The organism is Paraburkholderia aspalathi, assembly GCF_905220735.1.
In the GTDB taxonomy this organism is placed as follows: Bacteria; Pseudomonadota; Gammaproteobacteria; order Burkholderiales; family Burkholderiaceae; genus Paraburkholderia; species Paraburkholderia aspalathi.
Map to the genome: position 1 here is coordinate 795,810 of NZ_CAJNBA010000004.1, position 24,288 is coordinate 820,097.

General features: G+C 60.5%; 24 protein-coding genes. 16 read left to right on the top strand and 8 right to left on the bottom strand.

Going from position 1 to position 24,288, the window contains the following annotated elements; genetic code table 11:
- Positions 1-227: 227 nt before the first annotated feature.
- The 3 genes from KHO30_RS26330 to KHO30_RS26340 all read left to right on the top strand — a co-directional run bounded on the left by KHO30_RS26330 (position 228) and on the right by KHO30_RS26340 (position 4,187).
- The gene (locus KHO30_RS26330; protein WP_093632831.1) at positions 228-1,199 is read left to right on the top strand and encodes an amidohydrolase family protein; all 972 of its coding nucleotides are present in this window, start codon (positions 228-230) and stop codon (positions 1,197-1,199) included.
- Complete coding sequence (locus tag KHO30_RS26335; RefSeq protein WP_342345974.1) at positions 1,159-2,694, top strand: aldehyde dehydrogenase family protein; 1,536 nt, start codon at positions 1,159-1,161, stop codon at positions 2,692-2,694. The genes KHO30_RS26330 and KHO30_RS26335 overlap by 41 nt, the downstream gene beginning before the upstream one ends.
- A 182-nt stretch (positions 2,695-2,876) precedes the next feature.
- On the top strand, positions 2,877-4,187 hold the full coding sequence (locus tag KHO30_RS26340; protein ID WP_244864135.1) for an MFS transporter: 1,311 nt from the start codon (positions 2,877-2,879) through the stop codon (positions 4,185-4,187).
- 149 nt (positions 4,188-4,336) lie between these two features.
- On the opposite strand, the gene KHO30_RS26345 is transcribed toward KHO30_RS26340, so the two are convergent.
- On the bottom strand, positions 4,337-5,182 hold the full coding sequence (locus KHO30_RS26345; protein ID WP_211702785.1) for a Crp/Fnr family transcriptional regulator: 846 nt from the start codon (positions 5,180-5,182) through the stop codon (positions 4,337-4,339).
- 215 nt (positions 5,183-5,397) lie between these two features.
- On the opposite strand from KHO30_RS26345, the gene KHO30_RS26350 reads away from it, so the two are divergent.
- On the top strand, positions 5,398-7,044 hold the full coding sequence (locus tag KHO30_RS26350) for an FAD-dependent oxidoreductase (protein ID WP_211702786.1): 1,647 nt from the start codon (positions 5,398-5,400) through the stop codon (positions 7,042-7,044).
- The gene (locus KHO30_RS26355) at positions 7,041-7,370 is read left to right on the top strand and encodes a 4Fe-4S dicluster domain-containing protein (RefSeq protein WP_093632826.1); all 330 of its coding nucleotides are present in this window, start codon (positions 7,041-7,043) and stop codon (positions 7,368-7,370) included. The genes KHO30_RS26350 and KHO30_RS26355 overlap by 4 nt, the downstream gene beginning before the upstream one ends.
- 70 nt (positions 7,371-7,440) lie before the next feature.
- Here the strand turns inward: KHO30_RS26355 and KHO30_RS26360 are convergent, their stop codons facing one another.
- The 3 genes from KHO30_RS26360 to KHO30_RS26370 all read right to left on the bottom strand — a co-directional run bounded on the left by KHO30_RS26360 (position 7,441) and on the right by KHO30_RS26370 (position 9,493).
- Positions 7,441-8,328, bottom strand: coding sequence for an SDR family NAD(P)-dependent oxidoreductase (locus tag KHO30_RS26360; protein WP_244864136.1), 888 nt, complete (start codon positions 8,326-8,328; stop codon positions 7,441-7,443).
- Positions 8,329-8,344: 16 nt separating this feature from the next.
- Positions 8,345-8,914, bottom strand: coding sequence for a TetR/AcrR family transcriptional regulator (locus tag KHO30_RS26365; RefSeq protein WP_200619640.1), 570 nt, complete (start codon positions 8,912-8,914; stop codon positions 8,345-8,347).
- A 114-nt stretch (positions 8,915-9,028) separates the two neighbouring features.
- A complete protein-coding gene (locus KHO30_RS26370) occupies positions 9,029-9,493 on the bottom strand; it encodes a MarR family winged helix-turn-helix transcriptional regulator (protein WP_342345975.1) in 465 nt (154 codons plus the stop codon).
- Positions 9,494-9,782: 289 nt separating this feature from the next.
- Here KHO30_RS26370 and KHO30_RS26375 point away from each other — a divergent pair, with 289 nt between their 5' ends.
- From KHO30_RS26375 to KHO30_RS26390, 4 genes are all read left to right on the top strand, one after another.
- Positions 9,783-11,432, top strand: coding sequence for an FAD-dependent monooxygenase (locus tag KHO30_RS26375; protein WP_211702787.1), 1,650 nt, complete (start codon positions 9,783-9,785; stop codon positions 11,430-11,432).
- A gap of 116 nt (positions 11,433-11,548) precedes the next feature.
- Positions 11,549-12,697, top strand: a complete 1,149-nt coding sequence (locus KHO30_RS26380) for a porin (protein ID WP_211702788.1) — start codon at positions 11,549-11,551, stop codon at positions 12,695-12,697.
- Between the two features lie 49 nt (positions 12,698-12,746).
- Positions 12,747-13,307, top strand: coding sequence for a YceI family protein (locus KHO30_RS26385; RefSeq protein WP_211702848.1), 561 nt, complete (start codon positions 12,747-12,749; stop codon positions 13,305-13,307).
- A 37-nt stretch (positions 13,308-13,344) separates the two neighbouring features.
- On the top strand, positions 13,345-13,929 hold the full coding sequence (locus KHO30_RS26390; RefSeq protein WP_093632821.1) for a YceI family protein: 585 nt from the start codon (positions 13,345-13,347) through the stop codon (positions 13,927-13,929).
- A gap of 171 nt (positions 13,930-14,100) precedes the next feature.
- Here the strand turns inward: KHO30_RS26390 and KHO30_RS26395 are convergent, their stop codons facing one another.
- The 3 genes from KHO30_RS26395 to KHO30_RS26405 all read right to left on the bottom strand — a co-directional run bounded on the left by KHO30_RS26395 (position 14,101) and on the right by KHO30_RS26405 (position 17,703).
- The gene (locus KHO30_RS26395; protein WP_211702789.1) at positions 14,101-16,107 is read right to left on the bottom strand and encodes a bifunctional DedA family/phosphatase PAP2 family protein; all 2,007 of its coding nucleotides are present in this window, start codon (positions 16,105-16,107) and stop codon (positions 14,101-14,103) included.
- A 141-nt stretch (positions 16,108-16,248) separates the two neighbouring features.
- Positions 16,249-16,944, bottom strand: coding sequence for a glycine zipper 2TM domain-containing protein (locus tag KHO30_RS26400; protein ID WP_093632819.1), 696 nt, complete (start codon positions 16,942-16,944; stop codon positions 16,249-16,251).
- Positions 16,945-17,058: 114 nt separating this feature from the next.
- On the bottom strand, positions 17,059-17,703 hold the full coding sequence (locus KHO30_RS26405; RefSeq protein ID WP_093632818.1) for an HD domain-containing protein: 645 nt from the start codon (positions 17,701-17,703) through the stop codon (positions 17,059-17,061).
- Between the two features lie 193 nt (positions 17,704-17,896).
- On the opposite strand from KHO30_RS26405, the gene KHO30_RS26410 reads away from it, so the two are divergent.
- Positions 17,897-18,235, top strand: a complete 339-nt coding sequence (locus tag KHO30_RS26410; protein ID WP_211702790.1) for a hypothetical protein — start codon at positions 17,897-17,899, stop codon at positions 18,233-18,235.
- Between the two features lie 3 nt (positions 18,236-18,238).
- On the opposite strand, the gene KHO30_RS26415 is transcribed toward KHO30_RS26410, so the two are convergent.
- The gene (locus KHO30_RS26415; RefSeq protein ID WP_211702791.1) at positions 18,239-18,880 is read right to left on the bottom strand and encodes a GntR family transcriptional regulator; all 642 of its coding nucleotides are present in this window, start codon (positions 18,878-18,880) and stop codon (positions 18,239-18,241) included.
- A 107-nt stretch (positions 18,881-18,987) separates the two neighbouring features.
- On the opposite strand from KHO30_RS26415, the gene KHO30_RS26420 reads away from it, so the two are divergent.
- The 6 genes from KHO30_RS26420 (at position 18,988) to KHO30_RS26445 (ending at position 24,287) form a co-directional block, all read left to right on the top strand.
- Positions 18,988-19,464: an OsmC family protein gene (locus tag KHO30_RS26420; protein WP_093632815.1), complete on the top strand. Its 477-nt coding sequence runs from the start codon at positions 18,988-18,990 to the stop codon at positions 19,462-19,464.
- Between the two features lie 193 nt (positions 19,465-19,657).
- Positions 19,658-20,677 carry a LacI family DNA-binding transcriptional regulator gene (locus KHO30_RS26425; RefSeq protein ID WP_200651320.1) on the top strand — a complete coding sequence of 340 codons (1,020 nt, stop codon included), beginning with the start codon at positions 19,658-19,660 and terminating at the stop codon, positions 20,675-20,677.
- A gap of 114 nt (positions 20,678-20,791) precedes the next feature.
- Positions 20,792-22,123 carry an ABC transporter substrate-binding protein gene (locus tag KHO30_RS26430; RefSeq protein WP_054039216.1) on the top strand — a complete coding sequence of 444 codons (1,332 nt, stop codon included), beginning with the start codon at positions 20,792-20,794 and terminating at the stop codon, positions 22,121-22,123.
- Positions 22,124-22,189: 66 nt separating this feature from the next.
- Positions 22,190-23,146 carry a carbohydrate ABC transporter permease gene (locus tag KHO30_RS26435; RefSeq protein WP_211702792.1) on the top strand — a complete coding sequence of 319 codons (957 nt, stop codon included), beginning with the start codon at positions 22,190-22,192 and terminating at the stop codon, positions 23,144-23,146.
- Positions 23,143-24,096 carry a carbohydrate ABC transporter permease gene (locus KHO30_RS26440; protein ID WP_211702793.1) on the top strand — a complete coding sequence of 318 codons (954 nt, stop codon included), beginning with the start codon at positions 23,143-23,145 and terminating at the stop codon, positions 24,094-24,096. Before KHO30_RS26435 ends, KHO30_RS26440 begins: the two co-directional genes overlap by 4 nt.
- Complete coding sequence (locus KHO30_RS26445; protein WP_054039222.1) at positions 24,093-24,287, top strand: hypothetical protein; 195 nt, start codon at positions 24,093-24,095, stop codon at positions 24,285-24,287. The genes KHO30_RS26440 and KHO30_RS26445 overlap by 4 nt, the downstream gene beginning before the upstream one ends.
- Position 24,288: the final 1 nt, after the last annotated feature.

Below are 24,288 nucleotides of genomic sequence, written 5' to 3' on the forward strand. Positions count from 1 at the left end.
GCCTTCGTAGCGGCCTACGTTGGTCCGCGACCCGACCGTGGATTGCTTGCGGGTGTCAGTCGGTCGATTCAGGGTTTACGCGGTGCACATATATTTGAAAAATCAAGTACACTCGGTCCCAACATATTTGAAAAATCAAATAAATTAACCTCTGGGACAAACCCGTGTGATGCACCTCATCTCGCCTTTGCAGATGAGGTTGCGATGCCTTGAATTGGAGCCGATCAATGAGAAACAAGATTGCACTTGAGGAACACTTTGCGATAGACCTCACTATCGAACAGTCGAAGATTTATGCGCCTGCGCCCGTTTGGGAAATGCTGAAGTCCAATCTGATGGACATCGAGCAGCAGAGACTCGAGCGGATGGAGCAGGGCGGAACCGAGTATTCAATCTTGTCGCTCAACTCGCCGGGCATTCAGGGTATCCCGGACATCAAGCAGGCGATCGATGTCGCGCGACGAGCCAATGATGTCCTCGCAGAACATGTTGGCCGCCATCCAACCCGTTTGGGTGGATTTGCCGCGTTGCCTATGCAGGACCCCGAAGCGGCGGCACGTGAACTCGAGCGAAGCGTGAAGGATCTCGGATTCCATGGCTTCATGGTGAACGGCTTTTCCCAGGTGGGTGATGCGGAAAATGTCGTGTACTACGATGCCCCGCAGTACACCGATTTCTGGTCGAGCGCGGCGGCGCTCGGCAAGCCTTTCTATATGCATCCTCGCGATCCGTTGCCGTCCCGTGAACCGATCTACGATGGCTTTCCGTGGTTGACCGCCGCGACCTGGGCGTTCGCGGTTGAGACGAGTACTCACGCACTGCGACTGATGACGTCAGGTCTTTTCGACCGCAATCCTGAGTTGCAGATGATTCTTGGCCATCTCGGCGAGGGGATTCCGTTCAACATCTGGCGCGTCGACCACATTCTTCAAAAGGCGCCACGGGGATTGCCCTGCAAGCGTAGCGTGGGCGAATACCTCAGGGAGAATGTCTACGTCACGACGAGCGGGAATTTCAGAACCCAGACGCTGCTGTCCACGATGCTTGAAATGGGCAGCGACCGGATCATGTACTCGGTCGACTATCCGTTCGAAACGCATGACGAGGCGTCCCAGTGGTTCGACACATGCTCGATCAGCGAAACGGATCGCGTGAAGATTGGACGGGAAAACGCACAGCGTTTGTTCGGTCTTGAATGATGCGAGGAATAGGAGAAATCGAATGTCCGTATTGACTCAATTGGCGCCAGCAGATGTGTGGCGTAACAGAATCTATAGCGGCGGATGGAAGACCGGAGGCGCGGGTACGATCCCGGTGACCGAGAAGGCGACCGGCGCGGAAATGGGATCGATTGGTTGCGCATCGGCTGCCGACGTATCCGCCGCTGCCGCGATCGCGACTGAAGCGCAACGCGCCTGGGCCGCGACGCCAGGGCCTCAGCGAGGGGATGTGTTGCGCGAGGTCGCCCGTTTGCTGGAGGTTCACAAAGAGGAGATCGCCGTCCAGATTGTCCGCGAGACCGGGTCGATACGGCCAAAGGGGCAACTGGAGGTGAAGCTGGCGATACGCGAGATTCTCGAAGCGGCGGCCTTGGGCAGCCAGCCAACCGGGATGATCACGACAAGCGACGTTAAGGAGCGGCATAGCGTAGCGCGCAGAATTCCAATGGGCGTGGTCGGCGTTATTACTCCATGGAATTCTCCGTTCATTCTAGCGGCGCGCGCCATCGCTCCGGCGTTGGCCACCGGCAATGCAGTGCTGCTCAAGCCCGACCCTCAATCGCCGGTTAGCGGCGGCGTGTTGTATGCGCGGCTATTCGAGGCAGCGGGGCTGCCCGAGGGATTGTTCCATGTTCTTCCCGGTGCAGCGGAAACCGGTGATGCGCTGGTCCGGGATCCGCTTGTCAACATGATCAGCTTCACGGGATCCACACGGGTAGGGCAAGCGATCGGCGCAGTAGCAGGCGGCTTGCTCAAGCGAGCGAGCCTCGAACTCGGCGGCAAGAATCCCTACATCGTGCTTGATGATGTCAATGTCGAAGCTGCGGCGAGCGCGGGAGCGTGGGGATCGTTTTTGCATCAAGGGCAAGTCTGCATGTCCGCGGGCCGGCATCTCGTTCACGAACGTATTGCCGACGCCTACATTGAAAGCCTCGTCAGACGCGCCAAAGCGCTATCGGTTGGCGATCCTTTCAAGGGCAATGTCCATCTCGGTCCTATCATCAATGAACGGCAGGCTGAAAACGTCGATCGCATCGTTGCTGAGTCTGTGAGCAAGGGCGCGAAGCTTCTCGCCGGTGGGACTCGCGACGGACTGTTTTTTAACCCGACCGTTTTGGTAGACGTCGCGCCTGGGATGCCCGCGTTCGAGGAAGAGATTTTCGGTCCCGTCGCCGCGGTGACCGTGTTCAAGAACGATGACGAGGCGGTAACGCTCGCCAATCAGAACCGGTATGGCCTGGTCGCGGCAGTGGCTTGTTCGGATTTGCGTCGCGCCCAACGGATTGCGGACCGGCTGCATGCGGGCATCGTCCACATCAATGATCAGACGGTCATGCACGAGGTGTTTGGTCCGATGGGCGGTCTGGGTTTGTCAGGCAACGGGCATAACTACAGCACGCTGACCAACATCGACCAGTTTACGGAATGGCAGTGGGTGACGAGCCGCGACGAACTTCCGGCTTATCCGTTCTAGAAAGCTGTTGTGCCGGGCTAGCCGCATACGCGCACGGAGTCGCGTCGCCCGGCAACGTCGAGAAGACAGCAGTGACCCATTGGCGCACGATTTCATGCGCAAACGGAGCGAGGTGAAGCGTGACCCCCGATACTGTGCAGCGAGTCAAAAAGGCGCCTGCTTCGATCGTCGACATTGGCGCGTTGATCGATAGCCAGCCACTGAGCACCTTCCAGAAATGGATCATGGTGATGATCGGTTGCTCAGTGGTGATGGATGGGTTCGATGTGCAGACAATGGGTTTTGTCGCGCCTGCGATTGTCCGTGCGTGGGGCATCAGCCCGGCCGAGCTCGGCCCGATTTTCGGCGCCGGCTTGCTGGGGATGCTCGCGGGCTCGATCGTTCTCGGCGCCATGGCCGATCGTGCGGGGCGTCGGCCGGTGCTCATCGGCGCGACCATTTTCTATGGGCTATGCATGCTCGGTACCACCCTGGTTCAGAGCGTGCCGGAGTTTCTCGTCCTTCGGTTCCTGACCGGTTTCGGTATCGGCGGCGTGATGGGTAACGCTATCGCGCTGGTCAGCGAATACAGTCCGCAGAAATATCGGGCATCGCTGATGACCTGGGTCTCGTGTGGCTTCACGGGTGGGGCCATTGCTGGAGGACTTCTCTGCGCAGCCTTGCTTCCGTCGATGGGCTGGAGATCGGTCTTCTTCGTTGGGGGCGTATTGCCCCTGCTCATTGCCGTCCCGATGGCCCGGTATCTGCCCGAGTCACTCCAACTGCTGGTGGTCAAACAGCGCAGCCTGGAAAAGGTGGTTCAGTGGCTCGGGCGAATTGCGCCGAGCGTCCAGTTCGCGCCCGGGACCCGCTTCGCCGTTCGCGGGCAGCCGCAAGCGAAGGCCTCCGTTGGCGAGCTGTTTCGCCACGGCCGCGGCACGATGACGTTGTTGCTATGGGGGATCAACTTCGCGAATCTGCTTGATCTCTTTTTCCTGTCGAATTGGCTTCCGATGCTTTCCTTACGAGTTGGTCATGGGGTGGCGACGGCTGTGCTCATCGGCACCTCGTTGCAGATCGGCGGTACGGTGGGTGCGCTGCTGCTGGGCCCGTTGATGGATCGTTTCGGCTTCTATCGTGTGCTGGCGCTCAGTTTTCTGGTGGCGACATTTTCAGTGGCATCTGTCGGTCTCCCCGATCTATCGACGGGGCTGCGCTATGCCGTCGTGCTGATAAGCGGAATCTGTATCGTCGGTGGGCAGCCGGCGGTCACCGCTTTGACCGCGACGCTCTATCCCACCTCGTTGCGGGCCACCGGGGTTGGCTGGAGTCTGGGAATCGGCCGGGCGGGTTCAATTATCGGTCCTGTAGTGGCCGGACAACTGATCAGGCTGCAATGGTCGAATACCGCGCTGTTTGTCGCGGCCGCAGTGCCCGCGATGGCATCGTGTCTGATGCTTATTCTTCTTAGCCGTGCTTCGGCGAAAAATCGGATCGATTGCGTTGAGTGCTAATGTGCTGCGACAGATTTAGATAAAAGAAAAACAGCAAAGCACTGTCGTGTCAACGACAGATTACCCAATCGGTCAGCCTGGATAATGACCCCGTCATCGTTCGAATACGACGGCGACAGGTCGTACCGGTAACGATCGCGTGCGTTTGCTCAAACGGAGCGGTGCGGCTCGAACGGTTCAATCGAATGGGCGGGGGGCTGCCTGACAATGGACTCGAGTTCGGCGGTATCGACCAAGGTGATTCGACCGTACCGGATGCGCACGAGTTGCCGGTCTATGAACCAGCGCAGTTCCTTGTTGACGTGCTGGCGCGAGGCCATGAGCAGTGCAGCCAGATCCTCCTGCGACAGACGGATGCCGAGCGTCACGCCATTGTTATCGGTGTGGCCGTAGCGTTTGCCGAGCGCAAGTAAATGGCCCGCGAGGCGCGCGCGAAACGACATCAAACCAAGATTGCCGAGGCAGTCGTGAAGGTGGTGTGCACGCGTGGCGAGTAGCCGGAGCAGGCTTGCGGTGAGGGTCGGTTCGCGTTCGAGTGCGGCGTTCAACGCATCGGCGGGAATGTGGAAAAGCCGGGTGAGTCCGCGCGCCCGCTGGTTGTGAATGGAGCGCTGATCGGTCATCACCGCGGTGAGGTTGGCCAGCTCGCCTGGTGGGATGAACGTCTCGACGGCCCGGATGCCCTGAGTGCTTGGCCATCCCCATTCGAGCATGCCGGAAAGAATGATGTGGATATCGGTGCAGGGATCGTTGGCGAGATAGATCAGCTCGCCATCTGCATACGTGCGCAGAGAGCCAGCTTCGACGAGGGCGTCGAGGACAGCTTCGGGCCACGCGCTCAGGGCCTCATGGTTACGGAACGCAGTCCATATGATTTCCCGCTGCTTACGTGACAGATCGCGGCCGCTCGACTGCAATGGCAGATTTGCCGCTGCTTTGGCGGAGATATCTTCAGCGCGGTCGACAGGGGAAAGGTTTTGCGGTGCACCTTGCATGCGGCAGTCCGGTTCAAGAGGTTTGAATCGAGTATCGATAAACGCGAGCTGTGCGAACGAAATGTCTCGAGCGATTAACGATAAACGATAAACGTGTATCGCGGCATGGATGCAGGGTCGCTTTAGGAACGTTTTTCTTGTAAGCGCCGGATGCCAGCCGGCGGGACGTCGGAACGCGAGCCATCTGGACCTCGCCCTAATGGGAGAAGATTTACATGAGTCAACCGATTGTGAGCGGCGGCGCGCTGGACGATGCAACCGCAGCTACGCGTCATGATGTCGATGTGCTGGTCATCGGTGGTGGTCCGGCCGGCACCTGGGCCGCGATTGGCGCTGCTGCGAGGGGGGCGAAGGTCGTGCTCGCGGACAAGGGCTTCTGCGGGACATCGGGCGCGACGGCGCCGTCAGGCACCGCGATCTGGTATGTCTCGCCGCAGAGCGATACGCGCGAGCGGGCGAAACAGAGCCGTTTTGATCTGGGAGGCCAGCTTGCGGAACACGAATGGATGGATCGTGTGCTTGAGCAAACCTGGGTGAACGTCCACCAACTTGCGGAATGGGGCTATCCATTTCCCGTCGACGAAAATGGCGAGGAGCAGCGCACATCGCTACAGGGGCCGGATTATATGCGGCTGATGCGCAAGCGCGTGAAGGAGAGCGGTGCAAGCATCCTCGATCACAGCCCAGCCCTCGAATTACTCGTGGATGGAGGCGGCGCGGTTGCCGGCGCGCGCGGCGTGCAGCGCCAGAGCGGGGACACGTGGGTCGTGCGCGCGAAGGCCGTGGTGATTGCGACGGGCGGCTGCGCGTTTCAGAGCCGTGCGCTCGGCTGCAATGTGCTGACGGGCGACGGCCACCTGATGGCCGCGGAAGTAGGCGCGGAGATGTCCGGCATGGAGTTCTCGAATGCTTATGGGCTTGGTCCGGCATTCGCTTCGGTCACCAAATCGCTCTTCTACAAGTGGGCGACGTTCTACGACGAACAGGGCGTGAAGCTCGAGGGAGCGGGCTCGGCATTCGGGCGCAGCATCATCGCGCGTGAGCTGCAGACGCGCCGCGTGTTCGCGTGCCTCGATCGCGCCGACGAACAGGTTCGCGCGTGGATGCGCACGGCGCAACCGAACTTCTTCGTACCTTTCGACCGGCTGGGCATCGATCCCTTCACCCAGCACTTCCCGGTAACGCTAAGGTTAGAGGGGACGGTTCGCGGAACCGGTGGCCTGCACGTCACGGGTCGCGACTGTTCGACGTCGGTGGAAGGTCTCTATGCGTCAGGCGACGCCGCGACACGCGAGATGATTTGCGGCGGGTTCACCGGAGGCGGCAGCCATAACGCAGCATGGGCGATGTCGTCGGGTTTCTGGGCGGGCGCCGGTGCCGCTGACCACTCGCTCGCGAAGCGTCGCGCCGGGACCGGCAGACTCTATTGCGCGGGCGATGTCGGTTTGCGCGACACATCGCACAACTTGGCTTTTGACAGCGCGAGCGTCGTGAAGGCCGTGCAAGACGAGGTGTTCCCGTATGAGCGTAACTGGACGCGCAGCGGGGACCTGCTGGACGATTCGCTGGGCCGCCTCGACACACTGTGGGCGAGCTTGCGCGCCAGCGCGCCGGCACGCGGCGCACACGAGGCCGTGCGTGCGCGAGAGGCGGCGGCGATGGTTGCGACCGCGCGCTGGATGTATCGCAGCGCGCAGGTACGTACCGAGACGCGCGGCATGCATCGACGCGCGGAATATAAGTCGATCGATGTCGGGCAGCGTCACAGGTTGATCAGTGGAGGCCTCGACGACGTATGGGTCCGCAGCAAGGAGGTAGACACGGGATTGGCGCCAACTGAACATCAAGGAGCCCATGCATGATTGAAATTTTGAGCGAATCGCGCTGCACGGGATGCAATATCTGCGTGCGCGCGTGTCCCACGAATGTGTTCGAGGCGGTGGAGGGTGGCATCCCGCGGATCGCGAGGCAGGACGACTGTCAGACCTGCTTCATGTGCGAGCTGTACTGTCCGGCGGATGCGCTGTTCGTCGCGCCGCAGGCCGATGCCTCCGTCATGGTGGACGAAGCACGTCTTCCTCACGGTGCGCGTCTCGGCAGCTATCGCGAAGCACTCGGCTGGGGTCCTGGGCGCAATCCTACCGCCGCACTCGACGCAAGCTACGCACTACTGACGCCTATCCGTTGATGAACGACGGCAGCAATGCCATAGCTTCGACGAAACGCCGTACCCCTCATCAAAGGGATAGCGGCACCGCTCACCCGGGCACGAAGCCGGCCTTGCCCTCGAACATCACGGACTCTGCGATGTCCTTTTGCGCCTGCAGCTTGGCCAGACTCCCGGCGTAGCCGGCTTCCAGCACCGAATAGGCATCGCCGCCGAGGACAGTGCGCAGCGGCGGCTCCGGCATCTGGCTGACCGTATAGATGGCGTCGGCCATTTTCACGGGGGCGCCCGAAGCGTATGCGTCGCCGTTTTCCGCGATCCAGCGGCGCAGCTTGCCAACCACGCTGTCCTTGTATTCATCGAGTTCTGCGGTCCAGCGGATATTGGCCACGAAGTCGGTCCTCATGGAGCCTGGTTCGATGATGATGGTCTTGATACCGAACTCGGCGATTTCCTGGCTCACCGCTTCGGCAAAACCTTCCAGACCGAACTTCGCGGCGTGGTACAGCGCGCCTCCGGGGAAGGCCGCACGTCCGCCGACGCTGGTGACATGGATGAACGTGCCGCGTTTCCTGGCGCGCAGCGCGCCGAGGAAGGCGCGCGTGACGTGGATAGGCGCCAGCAGATTGAGCGCAATCTGCTGCTCGATATCGGCCTCGCTCATTTCCTCCATCGCGCCGATCACGGCGCCGCCCGCGTTGTTGACCACCACGTCGACATCGGAATGGCGCGCTGCGGCGGCCCGAACCTGTTCGTGATCGGCGAGATCAACCGACTCCACCTGGAGCAGATCCGGATGGGCCTGCTTCAGCGCCTGCATCGCTTCGACACGCCGCACGGCTGCAACCACAGGATGCCCTTGGGCCAGTACTTTTTCCGTGAGGGCGAGCCCGAGACCGCCGGACGCGCCGGTAATGAACCACTTCTGATTTGCCATGATACCGTCCTCCTTACGAATAATGAGCGCGTACGCGCTCAATAATGGTCGAAAATTTTTAAACCGTAATTGCCCGCCAGGCGACATGGAAGCCGAGTTGCAGGTGACGTTCGGCGCTCTCGGGGTGCTTGTCGACGTACTCGATCGTCGTGTCGGCGATGTGCTCGATTATGGACGAAAGAAATGCGATCGAGGCATCAACCAGCACACCGTCGCGCACGGCGTCCTCCATCATCTGGGATATCGCCAGAAACGGTCCCATTCCCTGTGCCCGTGTGTCGTCGAGTATGTGGCCGGAAGCCGAAAGCCGCGAGAGAGCGGAGCGCCCAGCCGCATTGGCCAGCCCCCAATTCACATAGCGCTCGAAGACGTGCTGCATGCGCTGGCGATAGCCCGCCTCGTGTGGATAGTCCGGCATCACGGATCTGGCCAGATCCTGCTTCAGGTGCAGGTAGAGTTCCTGGAACAGCGCGTCCTTGTTCTCGAAGTAGGTGAACAGGGTGCCTTCGGCCACGCCGGCGCGCTTGGCGATGCCCGCCGTGGTGGCCAGCACGCCCTGTTCAGCAACGGTCTGCGTTGCGGACAGCAGCAGGGCGCCGCGTTTTTCCGGACTCAAAGGACGTGCCATCGTATGTCTGAAGAAAAAATAGAGTGATTACGCGCTCAATTATAACTGCTTTTCGAGATGAACGCCGATCGGCAGATGGAAGAAGAACGACACGTCGGTCGCGATCGAGTCGGGCTAAACAAGGTCATCAAGCGCGCCGGCGTTTTCGTACACCTTGAGCAGCATGGCGCGCAGCACCTGAACGTCGTCTACCGTAAAACCGCTCAGTATCACCGACTCATGTTGCTTCGCGACCGGGACGATGCGCAGCGCCAGTTCGTCGCCCTTGCTCGTCAGGGCAATCCTGATTGATCGTCCGTCCGTCGTACTCTTCTCGCGCTTGACCAGCTCCTGGCTTTCAAGACGATCAATGATCCTCGACAGCGCGGAAATATCCGATGTCGCATGCACCGATAGTTCAGACAAGGTCTGGTGCGGAACGTACAGCAGCGAGGCACAGACGCGCCACTCGCTGAGGTTCAGGCCGAACGGTTTCAGCGCCTTCGCGAAGGCGTTTCCCATCCGGCCTCCGGCCCGTGTCAGCAGGAACGGAATCGCCTGTTCGAGTTCTTGCGGTCGCTTCGGTGTCTTCATGGTCATCGGTAGGTTGCGGGTTTACATGGGTACGTATATTTGAAAAATCAACTATACTCCACTTCAAATGTAGTTGAAAAATCAAATAAATGTTACCCGGGTGAATTCGGATAGACCGCCTCGTTCCGGGTGAGCAACGCGTCATACGCTGAACTGGTGCAGACGTGAGGGAGGAGTCGGATCGAACGATCCTGGCTGGACATGAAAGATTCAACGTTGGTCTTTCAATCACTTCATTGGCATTGCTAATAAAAATAATAATTGCAGTGACGATCTATACGAACGGAGATCGGATTTGGACACTCAAGTCATCATTGTCGGCGCTGGCCCGGTAGGACTGACACTTGCGATCGACCTCGGCAAGCGCGGTATAGCGTGTGTGCTCGTCGAGCAAAAGGCGGAGCCGCAGTTTTTGCCGAAGATGGAGCGTTGCAACGCGCGGACCATGGAGATCTTCCGGCGGCTTGATATCGCGGATCGCATCCGGGCGGCCGGCATGCCCGAAGACGTCCCCATGGACATCCAGATCATCCGCTCCATGACGGAGCCTGCGATTCTGCGCTTGCCCTATCCCACGGTGGCGGAGGCTCGCGCGCTCACGCACGAGAGCCACGACGGCAGCCTTCCGCTCGAACCTTATCAGCTGATCTCGCAGTACACACTAGAGCCGCTTCTTCTTGAGGTGGCCGAGCAATTGCCGGACGTCACGGTGATGCGGAGCACGACGTTTCTGGAATTCACCGAGCAGAACGATGGTGTTCTGGTGGCGGTCAATGCCGCCGACGGTGCGAGAAGAACATTGAAGGCCGCTTACCTCGTAGGCTGCGACGGTGGTGCGAGTTCCGTGCGTAAGCAACTGGGCATCCGTCTGGAAGGCGAGGGCGACATCGCGCGGCTGAGACAGGGCCTGTTTTACTGCGAGCAACTCTACGAGCAGCTTCCGATTGGCAACGGGCCGAGCCGGGGGCGGCACTACCTGATGGCGGGCGGACCTCCCACGTTCATGATCATGCAGGATTCCACACGACATTGGACGATTCATTCCGCCGTCGAAAGCGATGACGAGATGCGGCGGATGTTCGAGCGGATCATCGGCGTTGCCTTGCCCTACGAGATGCTGTATTGCGCGGAATGGCGGCAGAATTTGCTGCTGGCCGAACGCTATGGAAAAGGACGGGTGTTTCTCGCGGGCGATGCGGCGCACCTCGTGATTCCTACGGGCGGTCTCGGCATGAACACTGGCGTTGGCGACGCCACCGACCTTGCCTGGAAACTGGCCGCCACGCTGCAAGGGTGGGGCGGCCCGGGATTGCTGGCCTCCTATGAAGTCGAACGGCGCCAGATTGGCGAGCGGGTCGTCGGCGCATCGCGTTACGCGTCGCTTGGGTATCGCGCCTGGCTGGCCGAGGTACGCCCGGAGATCGGAGACGACACGCCCGAAGGCACGACTGCTCGTGCTCACCTGGCCGTTGTGGCGAACGTGGAGCAGCGCAAGTCGAACGAGATGATCGGCGCGGAACTGGGCTATCGCTATGTGGATTCGCCTGTTATCGACAATGTACCGGGAGGGCCGCAGCACGATCTGCGGGCCTATCTTCCCACCACATGGCCGGGCGCGCGGCTTCCCCATATGTGGCTCAAGGACGGAAGCGCGGTCCAGGACCGGCTGCGGCCGGCGCGCTACACGCTGATCGACACGGCGGGTAGGCATGATGCAGGCCCGCTGCTCGCCGCGTTCGAAACGCTCGGCGCGCCGCTCGATGTGCTCGTGCTCGCGGATTCGGCGCTTCGCACCGTCTATGAGCGCGACCTGATCCTCGTGCGGCCCGACATGCATGTCGCGTGGCGCGGAGATCGGCTCCCGCAGGCCGTCGATGATCTCGCCGCGAAGGTGACAGGACATAGCAACGCAAACCGCGCAATGGGCTCGATCAGCAGCGGCTGACCGAGCCGCATGAATCGAAGCAAATCAGTATCGGTCAGCCCCACGCAGCAGACTCGACGCGCGACGGCGCAGGGGTGCCGTCGTCTTGAGATTTCAACAACATTGGAGACGAGAAAATGAGCGCACGGTTGAATTGGGCCAGAGGTGGCCATTCATGGCACCGGCTGTTTTGGTGGACGCTTCCGTCGCTTGCGGCATGTGTGTCGGGCGTGTCGTATGCGCAGAGCTCCGTCACCCTGTATGGGATCATCGATACCGGCGTTGAATATGTGACGAACGTCGGTGCTCAAAAATCCAGCTCGGTGCACATGCCGTCTCTCACGGCATCGCTGCCATCGCTGTGGGGCCTCCGTGGCAAAGAGGATCTGGGTGGTGGTCTGAGTGCGGTTTTTGTATTGGAGTCGGGGTTTGCTCCAGCACAGGGCACGTTGAATCAAGGCGGACGTCTGTTCGGCAGGCAGGCCTACGTCGGGCTCGCGGGGCGGTGGGGGACGTTGACCCTCGGGCGGCAATATTCGCAAATCTTTTGGGCGGTATTAACGGGCGACACGCTGGCGCCGAATATCTTTGCCGCCGCCGATCTTGACCCCTACTTGACCCAGCCGCGCGTCGACAATTCGATCGCCTATACCTTCACGTCGTCGGGACTGACTGTGAGCGCGATGTATTCACTGGGACGTGACGTGGCCGATAGTGCGCCGGCCGGAGGGTGCGCCGGCCAATCGCCGACTGACTGGCGGGCCTGCAAATCAATGTCCGCGATGGTGAAATATGACGCCGGGAAATGGGGTGCGGCAGCGGCCATCGATCGCAACTACGGTGGGGGTGGCACCGGCTCGCCCTTGCCACTTAGCTCTCAAAACGATACACGCGCCGTCATCGACGGCTACGTGAAGTTTGGCAATTCGACTCTTGGCGCGGGATTCCAGCACCGGATCAATCACGGCGTGCAGACGCCGAAAATTTTCGACGCGACCAGCAACTATTGGTGGGTCGGTGGTTCCTATTTGCCCGTTCCATATATTTCGCTCGACGCACAGTTCGGCCATATCACCGTGAACAATGACGCCGGGGGCTCCGTGATCGCCGCGCGCGCCATGTATTTCCTGTCCAAGGGCACTGCGGTGTACGTCACGGCGGGGCATGTGTTTAACCAGCGTAACGCAGCGTTCTCGATTGACGGCGGTGTGGTTCCGCCTGCTTCGACGCCATTGCCGGGCGTGGGTCAAACCGGTGCGATGCTGGGTATTCGACACCTGTTCTAAATGTGATTTTTTTGCTCGATTGCATTGTTAGGATAACAATATGTTCTATATGAAATCCCGATTCCATCAACTGATATTGGTCGCCACAGCTGCCATGTTGCCCTTTCTGGGTGTTGCGCATGCGCAGGTCGATACGTCGAAAAGCACGGTGACCGCCACCTCGAAGCAGATGAACGTGCCTGTCGACGGGACCTTCAGGAAGTTCACTGCGCAGCTTGTCTTCGATCCGGCCAGGCCGACGGCAGGCAGCGCGCAACTGAGCATCGACACCGCCAGCTACGATCTCGGCGACCAGAGCTACAACCAGCAGGTGCGCGGCAAATATTGGTTCGACTCGGCGCAGTTTCCCAATGCCACATTCGTCTCGAGTTCTATTGCACCGGCCGGCGGCAACCAGTTCAAGGTCAGCGGCAAGCTGACCATCAAGGGCAAGTCGGAGAACGTGACGGTGCCGGTCAGCGTCACGCAGCAGGGTGCGGTGCAAACCTTCGACGGTACCTTGCCGATCAAGCGTAGCCAGTTCGACATCGGCACAGGCGAATGGAAAGACACGTCGGTCGTCGCCGACGAAGTGTTGATCAGGTTTCACATTGTCGAAGCCAAAAAATAAGCAGCAAACCGCTCAGAACACCCAGGAGAGAATCACAATGAAGAAGCAATTTTTGACCGTAGCGATCGCTGCTTTGGCAGCCGGCACATCATTCGGCGCAAAGGCAGCGGAGACCACGTATCAACTGGATCCCACGCACACGTACCCAAGCTTTGAAGCCGATCACTTCGGCGGCGTCTCGATCTGGCGCGGCAAGTTCAACAAGAGCAGCGGCAGGGTGACGATCGATCGCGAAGCCAGAACCGGCACGCTGGAAGCGACAATCGACATGACGTCGGTGGATATCGGCAACGATGCGCTGGATACGGCGTTGAAGAGCTCGAAATTCTTCGATGCCACTCAATTCCCAACTGCTGTTTACAAGGGCACGTCGATGACGTTTAAGGGCGATGTGCCGGTCGAAGTGATCGGCGAGTTGACTCTGCACGGCGTGACAAAGCCGTTGAATCTGAAGATCGAATCGTTCAAGTGCTTCCAGAACCCGCTGCTCAAACGCGAAGTGTGCGGCACGGAATCGACCGCGAGTTTCGACCGGTCGGATTTTGGCGTTGACATGGGCAAGACGTACGGCTTCAGGATGCAAACGGTGCTGCACATCCAGGCTGAAGGTATCAGGCAATGAGGTAGCATCGCCCTGCAACGCCCCGATCGCCTTGGTAAGGTTATCCACAGAAAATGTTCATATCCTTGTGGACAAGTCCTGGCCAAACCTGCCAAGTGATTGAGCGCAGAGCGATTTCCTGATTGGTACGGCGAACCTGCACATCCAGGCAGACCACCGGCAACGCGCCGCTCATTCCACCGGCGAGGCCAGCAGCGACACCGGCACACCGTGACAACTCACCCTGGCCACAAGCGCCGCGCCGAGGTCGGCGCTTGCTTTTGTGTGCGCGTCGAACGACGACTCTTCCTTGTCGACCCGCAGAATGTTAATTGGCCACGACGCTCGGGAGAGCCGTTCATGCGCAAAGGACCCGACCCACAGCGGCGTGGAGGACACGCCGTTCTCCACGGCATAGCCGCTCGGCCAGAAACGCAGAACGTCGCGTTCGTCGCGCGTGTCGCCGGGACGCATGAAGACCAGCGACGAAGGCACGCCGTTGTTCAGCTTCGGCAATACCGGCAGCGAGGTCGCCGCGACGTTCGGTGAAGCAAGCGAGAGCAGGCTGCGCGCGGACAGGTCCGTGCCTTCGATCCATCCCTGGGCGCGCAGTTGTCCCTTGATCGAATCGAGGTTCGACACCCATTGCAGCGTGAGTGGTTCCTTGTGGTCGCCGCCCATATCCGAGCGATAGCATGGCAGTCTCTTCCACAGCGACACGGTCCACTGCGCTTGCGTGACCAGCACGGGCCGCGGGCGCGGCATGTTGTCCGGCGGCGCTGTCGGGGGATTGATGCTCAGTTGCACGCCCACGCTCACGAGCATGACCACCAGAACCACAACCGGCATGAAGCCGCGTGAGGGCGGCACGGTCGGATACCGCAATATCGCAGTCAGCGAGACGATGGCTACCCACATGTACGCGAGCGCGGCGCCGCCGATGGCGTCCGAGACCCAGTACCTGCCGAAGTAAAGTCCTGCGAGCGCGACCACGATCACGACAACCATACTCGCGGTCGCCACGAGCAAACCTTCCAGCATGCCGACCCTTCGCACGAGCAGGAACGCAAGGAAGCCGTAGACGATCACCGTCGCGGCGACGTGATTGCTCGGAAACACGTACGCGTCGGACAGGAGTTCATTGGGCGGCGCGCGGTGCATGGCGAACTGCAGGGCAAAGATCAGCAACTGGGAAAAAACGACCGCGGCGAGCCAGTAGCCGATGGCGCGCCAGCGCCGCTCAAGCAGCATCCACACCACCACCGTCACGACCACCGCCGTCAGCGTGAAGACGCTGCCGAGTGTCGCCACGCCTGCAAGAACCGTGTCGCTCCAAGGCGTGCGCACCGATTGCAGGAAGTGATAGACGGACAGATCGACGCTCACCAGCGGATCGCCGCTGACGACGTCTTCGAGCACGCCGAAGAACAGCGCGCCCGCCGCGAGCACAACCAGCGACGTCAACAAGATGCTGCTGGCATCCGGCTGTTCGGGGTCGAGCAGCCGCCGCGCGAATCGGCCGAACGGGCCAGGGTGGCGGCACGCCCAGCTTCCCAGATAGCGGCCCGCCGCGCTAGACCACGCACTCGCATGCGAGACCAGAAACTCCATCGCGCGAAAGCTCAGCCAGACAATGCCGACCAGCAACGCGATGATGACAACGAGGCGAAACGACACTGCGCCGGCCAGCAGCACCGAGGCGCCGAAGACCACGCCCGGCAGGATATGCGCGGGGGCCCATAGCAGTGCCGACAGCACGTTCATGCAGTAGAAGCGCAACGGCGTCATACCCAGCATGCCGGCCACCACCGGCACGATCGCTCGTAATGGTCCGACGAAGCGGGCAAACACGACACCTTTGGCGCCGTGTTTCTGAAAGAAGCGGTGGCCGGCGTCGAGTATCTGCGGGTGGGTGCGGAACGGCCAGAACTGGACGATCCTGTTCTTGTAGCGGCCACCGATCCAGAAGCTCATGCCGTCCCCGGCGATGGCGCCGGAGATCGCCCACAGGAACACCCAGCCGAGGCTCAGTGAACCCGTGCCGGCCAGTGCGCCGGCGAGGAACATCGCGGTGCTGCCCGGGATGAAGGTGCCGATGACGGCGATGGCCTCCAGAAAGGCCGCAAGAAAGACGACCGTGAGCATCCACGCCGGATGACCGGCAAGCAGGTGCAAAAGGTGGATGTAGGCATGCTCCATCGTGCGCGATCAGCCGTTCTGGCGTAACGGTTGATCATAACGCGCACGGCGCTGCCGCACATTTTTGCCGGCAGGCATCGGGCGAGATGCCGGCGCACAATCTCACGAAGCCGTCAGCAAATCGCCAGATGCGTTCATCCGTTAAGAAGCCGTCAACGAATCACCGGATACGTGGACCCGCTCGCCGATCTGGACGTCCGGCTGCGTCGGGTAGCTGAAGTTGCGGTAGCTGCCGTCCTGCATGCGCACTTGAACCTGATAGGTGGTCTGCTTGCGCACGGCGTGCTCGATCCCGTTGCCGGCAAGACCTCCGCCGACAGCGCCCGCGATGGTGGTGAGAATCTTGCCCCGTCCACCGCCGATCTGATTGCCGACGAGGCCGCCGGCGACCGCGCCACCCAGCGCGCCGAGCCCGGTAGTCGGCTCAGGCGCCTGCACCGTGTTGATGGCGACGACTTCGCCCGCATAAGGATCGGCAACCGGCCTTGCCGGCGCGGGTTCGTAGGGTGCCTGGTAGCCCTGATTGTTTGCGTACCTCGGTGTCGGCGCGACGGGCGTGCTGTGCGTGTGATGCACAGGTGGCCGTGCCGGTGCGGCTTGCTGGACCGTTTGCTGAACCGGGGCCGCCTGGGGCGCGGCGACCGGTGCGCTGGCAACTTGCGCCGCGACCGTGGTGGCCGGCTGCGCGGGCTCGGTCACGGCGCGCGAGGTAGGCAGAAGGCCAGTCATCGCCGCGATGCCGGTGGCGCTCGCAAGGATGACGGCGACCGCCGCGCCTGCGACCAGGGGATGAATGCGGTTGCGCTGCGGATTACTGGAAGTGAGGTTCGTGTTCATTGCGGGCTCCGCGGGTAGATGCCTGCAATAACGCCTCAGCAGCGCGGCCGGTGGACGCCGGACGCATGCTGCTTTGTAAGCATTTGTACAACTTGCCGATGAAGATCGGCTCGCTCAGATTTCGTCGGTAAATTCGTCGAGGAAGCGCTGCAGACGGTCGTGGCGAATCTTCGCCAGACGCGCGCCGGTTGCTGTCTGGAAGCCTGACGCGAGTTTCAGCAGCTTGGTATGGAAATGGTCGAGCGTGTACGCGGTGTCGTCTAACGGACGCTCCGCCGCGTGCGGGTCGGCCGGGTCGTACAAGGCGCGGCCCATCCGGCCGGCCACGTAGAAGCAACGCGCGACACCCAGCATTCCAATTGCGTCGAGCCGGTCGGCATCCTGCAGCGTTTTTGCTTCGAGCGTGGTCGGCGCGACGCCGGCCGAAAAGCTATGCGCCTCCACCGCGTGCGCCGCGGCCTGAATTTTTGCGTCCGGCCAGCCGAGCGACGCCAGCACGCGTGCCGCTTTTTCCGCTGACAGGCGCGAGGCCTGCGCGCGCAGCGGTGAATTCTTCTCTACTGCGACGCAGTCATGCAGCAGCGTCGAGGCGAACAGCACCTGTGCATCGCCGCCTTCTTCCGCCTGGATGGCCGCCGCGTTTTTCCAGACTCGCTGCAAGTGTGAGGTGTCGTGGGAGCCGTCGCCGTTGTCGTCGTACGCGTGAGGCAACAGGATTGCGGCGAGGTCCTGAAATGGAGCGAAGGCAGGTTTCGTCATGGTGTCGGGCGAGAAAAAGAGCCGCCGATTATCGCCGATCGCCGATCAATCCCTGAATTTCAGCGATGAACAAAAGTGGTTGACGGGCAGTCTTACTGTTTGACCGGGTTCCTTTGCGAGCATCGTTGGCTCGACATCGCTACGATGTGCGGAAGCATGGGCCGGGAAATTCGACGGCATGATGGAGTGGGCTATGAGAATCGTAACAAAGACCATGTTGGCCGCGGCGCTGATGATGGGTCTGACGGGCGCGGCTTGCGCTCAATCGGCAAACCTCAGCACCAACGGTATGGTCGGTTTGCAAGCAGGTGGGATGAATGGCGCAGGGCAAGGAGCAGGTTTGGGGGCCGGCGCGGCCGGGCTGAGTCCAATGCCAGGCGGGGGCACCGTGGGTCACGCCCCAGTGATCGGAGGAACTGGCGGCACTGGATCGGGCCCGGCGCTCAACAACATGCGGGCGAACGGCACGAGCCTGAATATGAGCCCTGATCCTCGCGCGCCGAACGTAACGGGAAAAGCGTTCGGACAATAGCAATCACTCGGCCTGAATCAGCTGCAGAACAATGCGCTTCGCCGAGGCGAGATGTTTCACTGTCATCGATCGCGCAAGGCGAGCGTTGCCTGCCTCGCATGCCTCGAGAATCTCGAGATGCTCGTCCTGGAACGCCGGTGTGTCGGCGAGCAGCGTGCTTTGCAATCGCTCGTAGCGCTCGACCTGAGCGCGCAGCTCGCGGATCGCTTTCAATTGCCGGCCGTTTGCACACGGCCGGTATAGCAGTTCATGAAACTCGCGATTCAGTTCACCCTGTCTTTGCGCGGTATCGGCATCTCCCAGAAGCCGATGAACGAGTTCGGCGCGCGATAACGTCTCACTGTCCATGCGTTTGACCGCGTGGAAAATGGCGTCGCCTTCAAGCAAGATGCGCAGGCCGTAAATCTCGTCCAGGTCCGACTCGGTCAAGGTGCGCACCACGGCCCCGCGATTGCGCATGAGCTCGACCAGTCCTTCACCCTCGAGCTTTTGTATGGCCTCTCTCATCGGCACCCGGCTTACGCCGAAGCGATCGGCGAGTTCACGCTCGACCAGCCGTGCGCCATCCTCCAGTTCGCCGGTCGCGATCAGTTCACGCAGTGAGACGGCGATGGCATCGGCCGTCGAATCCAGTTTGTGATCCATGTGTCGGGTCCCTGTCGTTTGGAATAATGGTATACCAAAATAGGTTTGCGCAGCTAGAATGCACCTGTTGCGAAATCAAATCCGGGTCAACAGCGAGGGAGATCGGCATGGCGTACGGCGAGCACAAATACGCGGTATCGGTGCAATGGACAGGCAACCGCGGCAGCGGCACCTCGGGATACCGCGAATATGGTCGTGACCACATCATCACTGCGGGAAATAAGCCCGACATTCCCGGCTCATCGGACGCAGCGTTTCTCGGCGACGCGAACCGGTGGAACCCGGAAGATCTGCTGGTTGCCTCAGCGTCCGCCTGTCACAAGCTCTGGTATCTGCATCTTTGTTCGGATGCGGGCATCGTTGTTTTGAGCTATCGCGACAATGCGGAAGGCACGATGCTCGATAGTCCGGAGCAGGGCCGTTTTTCACAGATCGTTCTACGGCCGCATGTCGTCATTCGGGCAGGCGGTGATCTCGAACTGGCCGGGTGTTTGCATCATGCGGCGCATGAGAAGTGCTATATCGCGAACTCGGTTAACTTTCCGATTCTGTGCGAGCCGGCTATCGAAACGGATGGGAACTGACGCTTGTGCGGTGCAAGTGATTCAGCATAGCGAGCGTTCGGCGTCGCATTGCCAATTGCTTCACACCTTCATGTGCGTCGCACCATGCCATCAAAAATGATGGATTTATTGAAGTAAAAAAACTTGCATTTCGTACAGAAAAAGCTACCTTCATAAAACAAAACGACTTCTGGCTCGGCACCGGAGGAGACACATGCCGGCTACACGTATGATGATTGCGCGTCGTGCGGGCGTTAGCGTGGCCACGGTCGATCGTGTGTTGCGCGACGATCAGGCCGTGCGTCCGGAAACTGCCGAGCGCGTTCACCTTGCGCTGGCCACGCTGCGCGACGAACGCGCGAGTCGCGGCCGCCCGGCGAAAGCCGGTTCGTTTCGCGTCGCCTTTGTGCTTCCCCAGATCAACTCGCGCTTTCTCGATCATGTCGAGCGCGGTATTGCGCTCTCCGCCAGCTTCTTTCGCGAACACCGCATCATCCCTTCGTTCTATCGCTGCGATTTTTCCAGTCAGCGCGACACGGCCACATTCGCCGAACAGGTGGCCGGCTACGACGCGCTCGTGCTCGTGCCGCTCGACTATCCATGGGTAGAACGTCTGATCGAAGACATGAGCGCGGCGAACGTGCCTGTCGTCACGGTGTTCTCCGATCTGCCCTCGAGCCGCCGCGCCGCGTATGTCGGCGTCGATAACCGGATCGCCGGTCGTACGGCCGGTCTGTTGATGGGCAGATTTCTCGGTTCCCGCATTGGCACGGTGGCGGTGCTTTCCGCCTCGTCACGCCTACATGATCAACTGGAGCGGCGCACTGGCTTTTCGCAGGTTCTGGAAGAGGACTTTCGCAATCTGCGCTGGATCGCCGAGCCCGATTTCGCCGAAGACGACGACGGCGCGGGTCTCGCCGCTCAGGGTTTGCTGGCACGCCATCCGGATCTGGTCGGCGTCTATGCAACGGGCGGCGGCATCTCCGGGATCGCCGCGGCATTGCAGGAATCCGGCGACAAGACCCGTCTGGTTGTGATCGGCCATGAATGCACCGCGGAGACCCGCAGCCAGCTCACCGAACGCGCGATCGATGTGATTCTCGATCAGGACGTGCGAGGCATCGTGCACTGGGCCGGCCTTGCCGCGATTAATTTTCTTAACGACGTGCGTGGCGCGCTCGCCATCCCAACGCCGGAGACCCGAATTTATCTTCGTGAGAATGCGCATGCCTGAAGCTCGCGACACGCGGATTGCCGTCTGAATCCGCTGGAGCCGAAACACGGTGCCCGGCGCATGGGCGCTGTTCCATATCAGGTTGGAGACCCGAGAAAGACAAGGAGAAGACACATGTTACGTCTTACGTCAGCAAGGGTAGTGGCGGCGGCCATCGTATCGCTGGGATTCGGCATGGCGACAGGCGCGCAAGCACAGGACAAGCAGTTGACATTATGTTGGGCGGCATGGGATCCAGCCAACGCACTCGTCGAACTGTCGAAAGATTTCACGAGCAAGACCGGCATCAAGATGAAGTTCGAGTTCGTGCCGTGGACCAGTTACGCCGATCGCTTCATTAACGAACTTAATTCGCATGGCAAACTATGTGATCTGATCATCGGCGATAGCCAGTGGATTGGTGGTGCGGCGGTTAATGGGCACTACGTCAAGCTCAACGATTTCTTCGTGAAGAACAAGATATCGATGGACGACTTCGTGCCGGCGACGGTGGTCGGTTATTCGGAGTGGCCGAAGAATACGCCGAACTACTGGGCATTGCCGGCAATGGCTGACGCGGTCGGCTGGACATATCGCAAGGACTGGTTCGCGCGTCCGGAGTTGCGCGCGGAGTTCAAGCAAAAATATAAACGCGAACTTGAACCGCCCACCACGCTGGATGAGCTCAAGCAAACCGCCGAGTTCTTCCAGGGCCGCAAGATCGACGGCAAGACCGTGTACGGTGCGTATATCTTCACCGAGCGCGGTTCCGAAGGCATTACGATGGGCGTGACCAACGCGCTCTATAACTTCGGCTTCGAATACGAAGACCCGAAGAAGCCTTATCACCTGGACGGCTTTGTCAATTCACCGGGCGCGGTCAAGGGGCTGGAGTTCTACAAGGCGCTTTACAAGTGTTGCACGGCGCCTGGAATGACCAACGCGTACATGCAGGAAGGACTCGACGCGTTCAAGTCAGGCCAGGTGGCGATGCAGATGAACTGGTTTGCGTTTTTTCCGGGACTCTATAAAGACCCGAACGTCGGCGGCGACAAGATCGGGTTCTTCGTCAATCCGCGTGAGTTGAAGCAGTTCACACAGCTTGGCGGGCAGGGCATCTCGGTCGTTTCGTACTCGGATCATAAAGACGACGCGCTCGAGTACATCAAATGGTTCGCGCAGCCGGATGTCCAGAAGAAATGGTGGCAGCTGGGCGGTTATTCGGCGGCGAAATCGGTGGTCGATGCCCCGGACTTCCCAAAGAGCGCCCCGTTTGCACCGGCCTTCCTGAAGTCGATGGCGATCGTGAAGGACTTCTGGGCGGAGCCCGCTTACGCCGAACTCCTGCTCGACATGCAAAAGCGCGTGCATGATTACGTGGTGGCCGATAAGGGCACGGCCAAGGAAGCGCTCGATCTCCTGGTGAAAGACTGGAACAAGGTCTTCAAGGCCGAAGGTAAGAACTAGCGCGTTTCCCGACTGGACCGGCGCCGCCTGCACGGATTGCCGCCGGTCAGCTTAAAGGAGTCAGGCATGTTGGCAAACAAGCCTTTTCCGCCGGCTGGGCTCGAGTCAGGCGCACGGGCGCGCGTGAGCACGCGCCTTGCCGGGCTATCGGACAGAACCATCGCGTGGCTGTTCATTCTTCCGACGATCCTGCTGCTACTCGCCATCAACATCTTCCCGTTGATCTGGGCATTGCGTCTCTCGTTCACGAATTTCAAGTCGAATATGCCGAGCGTGCCGGCGCACTTTGTCGGCATCGACAACTACGTCGATATTCTCACCGACGAAGACATCTGGTACGCCATGCAGGTCACGGCGCGTTTCGTGTTCTGGTCGGTCGGACTGGAGGTGCTGCTCGGCTTCGGCCTCGCATTGCTGATCAACCGGCAGTTCCGCGGGCATAGTTTCTGGACCACGTTGATCCTGCTGCCAATGATGCTTTCGCCCGCCGTGGTGGGCAATTTCTGGACCTTTCTGCTGCAACCGCAAACGGGTCTTTTCAACGATATCGTCAGCTTCTTCACCGGCATTGCGCCCGGGTCGTTCCAGATGATCGGCGACGTCTCGCTGGCACCGTGGACCATCGTGATGGTCGATACGTGGATGTGGACACCTTATGTGATGCTCATCTGCCTCGCGGGTCTGCGTTCGATTCCCGACTACATCTACGAAGCGGCGGAAGTGGATCGCGCCACGCCGTGGCGGCAATTCTGGTCGATCACGCTGCCGATGACCTTGCCGTTCCTGATGCTGGCGGTGCTGTTTCGCGGCATCGAGAACTTCAAGATGTTCGACATGGTGAACCTGCTGACTTCCGGCGGACCGGGCTCGGTAACCGAAACCGTGTCGATCACGCTAAAGCGCGCCGCATTCGAGAAGTGGCAAACCGGTTATTCGTCGGCACTGGCCATCATTCTCTTCGTGACGGTGTTCGGTGCGGCGAACATCTATGTGAAGGCACTCAACCGGGTGAAACAACGATGAGACCGACTGCCAGTCAATATTCGGTGGTGGCGTCGTCGCCGCGCGGCAAGCGCTTCGCCGCCGCGGCCGTCATTACGTATGCATTGCTCGCCACCTTGCCGATGGTGTGGATCTTCCTGACGAGCTTCAAGACCCAGGAAGACGCGATCGCCTATCCGCCGGTCGTGCTGTTCCAGCCGTCCATGGAAGGCTACGTGAACCTGTTTACGATCCGTTCGCGGCAGACACCGGAATTCATCGCCAGTCTGCCGCCTGCGCAAACCTGGTATGAGCGCGACGTGCGCAAGCGCGGCATGGTGATCGCCGGACCGTCGAAGGTTTTGCCGCGCTTCGTCAATTCGCTCGTGATCGGATTCGGTTCGACTTTCCTCGCGGTGTTTCTCGGCACGCTCGCGGCGTATGCCTTTTCGCGTTTCAAAGTCCCCCTCGCCGACGACCTGCTGTTTTTCATCCTGTCGACTCGCATGATGCCGCCGATAGCGGTCGCGATTCCGATCTACCTGATGTATCGCGCGTTGGGCCTGAGCGACAGCTATGCCGGCATGATCGTGCTTTATACGGCAGTGAATGTCTCGTTGGCGGTGTGGCTGCTGAAGGGCTTCATGGACGAGATTCCGCGCGAATACGAAGAGGCGGCGCTGGTGGATGGCTACACACGTCTGCAGGCCTTCGTCAAAGTCGTGCTGCCGCAGGCAATCACCGGCATTGCGGCAACCGCGATTTTCTGTCTGATCTTCGCGTGGAACGAGTATGCGTTCGCGTCTTTGCTGACAAGCGGCGATGCGCAGACCATGCCGCCGTTCATTCCGTTCATCATCGGCGAAGGCGGGCAGGATTGGCCCGCTGTTGCGGCGGCGACCACGCTATTCGTACTGCCGATTCTCTTCTTTACTGTCGTGCTGCGCAAACATCTATTGCGCGGTATCACATTTGGAGCGGTGCGCAAATGAAACGTGATTTCGTTCTCACGCAGAGGCGCTGGCTGCGCCGCGGCTATAGCGAAACGGCCTCCACCGTGCTGATCGGCGCCGGCATGGCGATGCTGGTTCAGCCGTTTTCGCTGGCGCTGTTCACGTGGTCGTTTCCGGTCATTCTGGTGGGCGCACTTGCGTTCCTCGTGACGAGCCATTTCCCGGAATAGC

Bases quoted from the DNA above. Each gene is read 5' to 3' on its own strand.
- KHO30_RS26330 (WP_093632831.1), top strand. From the start codon at position 228: ATGAGAAACAAGATTGCACTTGAGGAACACTTTGCGATAGACCTCACT.
- KHO30_RS26345 (WP_211702785.1), bottom strand. From the start codon at position 5,182: ATGCAAGGTGCACCGCAAAACCTTTCCCCTGTCGACCGCGCTGAAGAT.
- KHO30_RS26350 (WP_211702786.1), top strand. From the start codon at position 5,398: ATGAGTCAACCGATTGTGAGCGGCGGCGCGCTGGACGATGCAACCGCA.
- KHO30_RS26355 (WP_093632826.1), top strand. From the start codon at position 7,041: ATGATTGAAATTTTGAGCGAATCGCGCTGCACGGGATGCAATATCTGC.
- KHO30_RS26365 (WP_200619640.1), bottom strand. From the start codon at position 8,914: ATGGCACGTCCTTTGAGTCCGGAAAAACGCGGCGCCCTGCTGCTGTCC.
- KHO30_RS26370 (WP_342345975.1), bottom strand. From the start codon at position 9,493: ATGACCATGAAGACACCGAAGCGACCGCAAGAACTCGAACAGGCGATT.
- KHO30_RS26380 (WP_211702788.1), top strand. From the start codon at position 11,549: ATGAGCGCACGGTTGAATTGGGCCAGAGGTGGCCATTCATGGCACCGG.
- KHO30_RS26385 (WP_211702848.1), top strand. From the start codon at position 12,747: ATGAAATCCCGATTCCATCAACTGATATTGGTCGCCACAGCTGCCATG.
- KHO30_RS26390 (WP_093632821.1), top strand. From the start codon at position 13,345: ATGAAGAAGCAATTTTTGACCGTAGCGATCGCTGCTTTGGCAGCCGGC.
- KHO30_RS26395 (WP_211702789.1), bottom strand. From the start codon at position 16,107: ATGGAGCATGCCTACATCCACCTTTTGCACCTGCTTGCCGGTCATCCG.
- KHO30_RS26400 (WP_093632819.1), bottom strand. From the start codon at position 16,944: ATGAACACGAACCTCACTTCCAGTAATCCGCAGCGCAACCGCATTCAT.
- KHO30_RS26405 (WP_093632818.1), bottom strand. From the start codon at position 17,703: ATGACGAAACCTGCCTTCGCTCCATTTCAGGACCTCGCCGCAATCCTG.
- KHO30_RS26410 (WP_211702790.1), top strand. From the start codon at position 17,897: ATGAGAATCGTAACAAAGACCATGTTGGCCGCGGCGCTGATGATGGGT.
- KHO30_RS26415 (WP_211702791.1), bottom strand. From the start codon at position 18,880: ATGGATCACAAACTGGATTCGACGGCCGATGCCATCGCCGTCTCACTG.
- KHO30_RS26420 (WP_093632815.1), top strand. From the start codon at position 18,988: ATGGCGTACGGCGAGCACAAATACGCGGTATCGGTGCAATGGACAGGC.
- KHO30_RS26425 (WP_200651320.1), top strand. From the start codon at position 19,658: ATGCCGGCTACACGTATGATGATTGCGCGTCGTGCGGGCGTTAGCGTG.
- KHO30_RS26430 (WP_054039216.1), top strand. From the start codon at position 20,792: ATGTTACGTCTTACGTCAGCAAGGGTAGTGGCGGCGGCCATCGTATCG.
- KHO30_RS26435 (WP_211702792.1), top strand. From the start codon at position 22,190: ATGTTGGCAAACAAGCCTTTTCCGCCGGCTGGGCTCGAGTCAGGCGCA.
- KHO30_RS26440 (WP_211702793.1), top strand. From the start codon at position 23,143: ATGAGACCGACTGCCAGTCAATATTCGGTGGTGGCGTCGTCGCCGCGC.
- KHO30_RS26445 (WP_054039222.1), top strand. From the start codon at position 24,093: ATGAAACGTGATTTCGTTCTCACGCAGAGGCGCTGGCTGCGCCGCGGC.